Below are 4056 nucleotides of genomic sequence, written 5' to 3' on the forward strand. Positions count from 1 at the left end.
CTCGGCGAAGCCTTCGCGATCCACCGCCAACGCGCCCCCGGCCGGGACCTGGTGCGCGTCTCCACAGGACATGATGATGGAGTCCAGAGCCCGCATTTCCGCGTGCAGCAGGCCCACCGCGTTGCCGGTCCAGTCGTCGGCGCGGAATGAATTGGAGCAGACCAGTTCGGCCAGCTTGTCGGTCTGGTGGGCGTCTGTGCCGCGCACCGGGCGCATCTCGTGCAGCACGACCTGCGCGCCGGCCTGCGCCGCCTGCCAGGCGGCCTCGGAACCGGCCAGACCGCCGCCGATCACATGAATTGGGGAAACCGTCATGGCGCCCCCTTAGCAATAGTGGCCGTGGCGCGCGAGCAGGCCTTGCGTCCAGCCGATCCGGCGCCGCAAGTAGTCTGCAAAGGAGCCGGGCGAATCGACACCGCACCGCGCAGAGGGATGACACAGTTTTCGCCGAGCGACGCCGCGCTGGAGGGCTTCCGCCTGACCCGGGAGCACCCGTTGATCGTGCTGGGCTGGAGCGCGGTCTATCTCGTCGGAATCCTGCTGATCGGCGTGATCATGGCCGCCGCCCTGGGCCCGGCCTTCGTGGAGCTGGCGCGCAAGGGCCCGTTGACCGACGCGGCTGACCTTCAGGCCGTCGCCGACCTGCTCGCCAAGTCCTGGCCCACCTTTCTCATGGTGATGGTCGCGGCCGCGTTCCTGATGTCGGTGATCACGGCCGGCGTCATGCGACTGGTGCTGCGGCCGACCGAGCCGGGGCCGCTCCACCTTCGACTGGGTGCGACCGAGCTTCGCCTGACGGCGGCCAATCTGATCTGCGTGGGCATCTACGCCGCCTCCGCGGTGCTGGCGATCGTGTTCACGGCCGGCGCGACGACCGTCGGCGAAATCGGGGCGTTTCTGGCCCTGGTGCTGGTTCTGGCCTTCGGACTTTGGCTGGGCGTCCGGCTTTCATTGCTGACCCCGACGGTGTTCGTGACCAACCGGGTTTCGGTCGGTGAGGCCTGGCGCAACACCCAGGGCCGGTTCTGGCCCCTGTTCGGCATGATCGTGATGGCCGTTGTCTTCTACGTGATCATCTGGATCCTGTTCAGCATGATCGCCTTCGCCGTGGTTGAACTGGCCGGCGGTCAGGGCGCCATGCGCGACCCCGGCCGCCTGGGTGCGGTGGGCGTGGTGGCGCTGTTCGTCACCCTGTTGCTGCAGTTCGTGCTGCAGGTGCTGCAGATCGTGATGATCTACGCGCCCTTCGCTGTGGCCTATCGCGATCTGGTGGGCGCGGCCCCCGACGCCGGCTGAAATCAGGCTCCGGCGCTCGGCCGCGCCGTGACCCGAGCGTGCCAGGCGGCCAGATTGGCGTGCTCCGGGTCGAGGGGCAGGCCGATCCAGTCGGCGAAGTCCACGGTGGTCAGCAGGCAGATGTCGGCCATGGAGAATGTCTCTCCGGCCACGAACGGGCGGCCCGCCAGCTCGCGATCCATCCAGCGCCGGGCGCCGGCATAGGCCTCGCGATTGCTTTCCCCGAAGTCCTTGAACTGGGTCAGCAGCGCGGCCGTGCGCGGGTGGGCGTGGCGCCAGAAGTTGCCGACCGGGCCCATCACCTGAAACTCGACCCGCCGGATCCACATGTCGACCGTGGCCCGCTCCAGCGGCGTGGTCCCGAACAGCGATGCGCCTGGGTTGGTCTCGTCGAGATAGCGGCAGATGGCCACCGTCTCGGAGATGCAGGTGCCGTCGTCCAGCTCCAGCGTCGGCAACTGGCCCAGGGTGTTCTTGGCGCGGAAATCCTCGCTCTTGTGCTCGCGTTTCATCATGTTGACCGGCGTCTCGGGCAGGTCGATGCCCTTCTCCGCCAGGAAGATGCGCACGCGGCGCGGGTTCGGCGCCGGATTGGGCGCGCCATAGAGGATCATCGGGTCGTCCTTACGGTCCACAAGACAAAGGCCCCGCCCGTGCGCCGGGCGAGGCCTCATCAGTCTGCGCCAAAAATGCGCGTCGGCGCTATTTGATCTTGTCGAACTCGGCCTGAAGTTCCTTGAGCTTCGCGTCGTCCAGCGCGCCCTGGCTCATCGGCGCGATCTGGCTCAGCGTCATCGTCGCGATCTGGTCGTAGAACTGCGGGATCTGCGGCACGGCCTTCTCAAGCGCGGCCTTGGCGGCTTCGTTCTTGATGATGTCGCCGACCGGCGTGGTTTCCACCGAGATCTTGGTCGCTGCGGCGTGGGCCGAGTGATCCTGAGCGAAGGCCGGAGCCGAAACGGCCGCCAGCGCGAGCGCTGCGGCGAGTGCGAGTGATTTCATGGGTCTTCCTTTTCCCCGGTCTAAACGGCGTCAAGACGCGCGCAAGCTTGAGACTATTTCATGGCTTCGATGCAAGAGGCTTGTCGAGGACTCGGCCTGACCCTTGCGCGAACGGGCGTTGAATGCCGTCGGTGAGGTGAACTCAGGATGAACCTTCCCTTCCGCTTCGCCCCTTGAATCGCTAGGTAGCCGCCATGACCGAAACCACCGTCAAACAGATCCAGGGCCGCACAGGCCCGTGGGAAATGGTCCTGGGCCTGGAGGTGCACGCTCAGGTCGCTTCCAACGCCAAGCTGTTCTCCGGCGCCGCCGTCGGCGCGGGCGCGGAGCCCAACACCCAGGTCAGCCTCGTCGACGCCGCCATGCCGGGGATGTTGCCGGTGATCAATCGCCGCTGCGTCGAGCAGGCGGTCCGGACCGGTCTGGGTCTCAAGGCCCAGATCAATGCGCGCTCGCGGTTCGACCGGAAGAACTACTTCTATCCGGACCTGCCCCAGGGCTACCAGATCAGCCAGTTCAAGGAGCCCATCGTCGGCGAGGGCGAGGTTCTGGTGGAGCGTGACGACGGCTCGGCCTTCACCGTGCGCATCGAGCGGCTTCACCTGGAGCAGGACGCCGGCAAGAGCCTGCACGACCAGGATCCCGACTACACCTATGTCGATCTGAACCGCTCAGGCACGGCGCTGATGGAGATCGTCTCGCGACCCGACATGCGCTCCGCGGAAGAGGCGGCGGCCTATGTGAAGAAGCTCCGCACCATCCTGGTCTATCTGGGCACCTGCGACGGCGACATGGAGAAGGGCAACCTGCGGGCGGACGTCAATGTCTCGGTCTGCCGGCCCGGCGCCTATGAGAAGTTCCGCGAGACCGGCGACTTCAAGCATCTCGGCACGCGCTGCGAGATCAAGAACGTCAACTCGTTCCGTTTCATCCAGCAGGCCATCGAGTACGAGGCGCGTCGGCAGATCGAGATCCTGGAGGATGGAGGTTCGATCGACCAGGAAACCCGCCTGTTCGACACCGTGAAGGGCGAAACCCGCTCCATGCGCTCCAAGGAAGACGCGCACGACTATCGCTACTTCCCGGACCCGGATCTGCTGCCGCTGGTGCTCGATCCGGCCTGGATCAAGGAGATCGAGGCGTCGCTGCCGGAGCTCCCCGACGCCAAGAAGGCGCGGTTCCAGTCTCAGTATGGCCTCAGCGCCTATGACGCCGGCGTGCTGATCGGCGAGCAGGCCCGCGCCGACTACTTCGAGGCCGCCGCAAAGGGCCGGGACGCCAAGCTGGTGGCGAACTGGGTGACCAACGACCTGGCCGCCCGCCTGACCGCCGGCGGGCTCGACATCGACGACAGTCCGATCCCGCCGGCCGCCGTGGCTGAGCTGGTGCGGCTGATCGAAGACGGCGTGATCTCCTCCAAGATCGCCAAGGACGTTTTCGAACGCATGTGGGCCGGCGAGGGCTCGCCCGAGGCGATCGTCGAGGCTCAGGGCCTGAAGCAGGTCTCCGACACCGGCGCGCTGGAAGCCATTATCGACGGTCTGATCGCCGCCAATCCGGACCAGGCCGCGGCGGTGAAGGAAAAGCCCCAGGCGATCGGCTGGTTCGTCGGGCAGGTGATGAAGGCGACCGGCGGCAAGGCCAACCCCGGAATGATCAACCAGCTGCTGAAGAGCCGGCTGGGCGTCTAGCCCCCGCCGCCTGCCAAGCAGGCGCCTCCCCCAAATGGGGCGACCCTCATTCCTCCCCCATCGGGGG

At 66.7% G+C, this 4056-nt stretch carries 5 protein-coding genes; 2 read left to right on the forward strand and 3 right to left on the reverse strand.

The features are described 5' to 3' along the window. A partial coding sequence (locus ACIQ3R_RS16080; RefSeq protein WP_397419866.1) for an FAD-dependent oxidoreductase occupies window positions 1–315 on the reverse strand: 315 nt, incomplete at its 3' end. Window positions 316–432: 117 nt separating this feature from the next. Between ACIQ3R_RS16080 and ACIQ3R_RS16085 the strand changes: the two genes are divergently transcribed. Then, window positions 433–1296, forward strand: coding sequence for a hypothetical protein (locus tag ACIQ3R_RS16085; protein ID WP_397419867.1), 864 nt, complete (start codon window positions 433–435; stop codon window positions 1294–1296). A 2-nt stretch (window positions 1297–1298) separates the two neighbouring features. Here the strand turns inward: ACIQ3R_RS16085 and ACIQ3R_RS16090 are convergent, their stop codons facing one another. Beyond that, entirely contained in the window at window positions 1299–1910 is a 612-nt protein-coding gene (locus tag ACIQ3R_RS16090; protein WP_397419868.1) for a glutathione S-transferase family protein, read from the reverse strand. Window positions 1911–1998: 88 nt separating this feature from the next. Continuing rightward, window positions 1999–2298, reverse strand: a complete 300-nt coding sequence (locus ACIQ3R_RS16095; RefSeq protein WP_397419869.1) for a hypothetical protein — start codon at window positions 2296–2298, stop codon at window positions 1999–2001. A gap of 194 nt (window positions 2299–2492) precedes the next feature. Between ACIQ3R_RS16095 and gatB the strand changes: the two genes are divergently transcribed. Then, on the forward strand, window positions 2493–3989 hold the full coding sequence (gatB, locus tag ACIQ3R_RS16100; protein WP_397419870.1) for an Asp-tRNA(Asn)/Glu-tRNA(Gln) amidotransferase subunit GatB: 1497 nt from the start codon (window positions 2493–2495) through the stop codon (window positions 3987–3989). Window positions 3990–4056 lie beyond the last annotated feature (67 nt).

Origin of the sequence: Phenylobacterium sp. (genome assembly GCF_044371015.1) — a bacterium.
Lineage (GTDB): Bacteria > Pseudomonadota > Alphaproteobacteria > Caulobacterales > Caulobacteraceae > Phenylobacterium.

Bases quoted from the DNA above. Each gene is read 5' to 3' on its own strand.
- ACIQ3R_RS16095 (WP_397419869.1), bottom strand. From the start codon at position 2,298: ATGAAATCACTCGCACTCGCCGCAGCGCTCGCGCTGGCGGCCGTTTCG.
- gatB (WP_397419870.1), top strand. From the start codon at position 2,493: ATGACCGAAACCACCGTCAAACAGATCCAGGGCCGCACAGGCCCGTGG.
- ACIQ3R_RS16090 (WP_397419868.1), bottom strand. From the start codon at position 1,910: ATGATCCTCTATGGCGCGCCCAATCCGGCGCCGAACCCGCGCCGCGTG.
- ACIQ3R_RS16085 (WP_397419867.1), top strand. From the start codon at position 433: ATGACACAGTTTTCGCCGAGCGACGCCGCGCTGGAGGGCTTCCGCCTG.